Annotated in this window: 1 protein-coding gene; it reads left to right on the top strand. The window is 45.5% G+C overall.

The genetic code is table 11. From position 1 onward, the window contains the following. Positions 1 to 325, top strand: a 325-nt coding sequence (gene mobB, locus AB4486_RS25930) for a molybdopterin-guanine dinucleotide biosynthesis protein B (protein WP_372119610.1), incomplete at both ends; no start/stop codon positions are given.

Raw genomic sequence — 325 nt, 5'->3', positions numbered from 1 at the left:
GATAAGCCGGGTAAAGACAGTTACCGCTTACGTAAAGCGGGCGCGAACCAAATGTTGATTGCATCGCGTAATCGTCACGTGATGATGACAGAAACACCAGAAGCCGAAGCAGATTTTTATTACCTGCTGACTCGATTTGATACCAACACCCTTGATCTGATTTTGGTTGAAGGCTGTAAGAACATCGCCTTCCCTAAAATTGAACTGCACCGAGATGAAGTGGGCAAACCTTGGTTATATCCAAACGATAACAACATTATTGCTATCGCGGCAGACAGCCAAGTTGAATCAGAGCTGCCACAAATGGCGATCAGCGACTTAGAAG

Source organism: Vibrio sp. 10N.222.55.C6 (assembly GCF_041473395.1).
GTDB lineage: Bacteria > Pseudomonadota > Gammaproteobacteria > Enterobacterales > Vibrionaceae > Vibrio > Vibrio crassostreae_C.
Note: the sequence above shows the minus strand (reverse complement) of the source record. Positions and strands in the feature narration are given on the sequence as shown.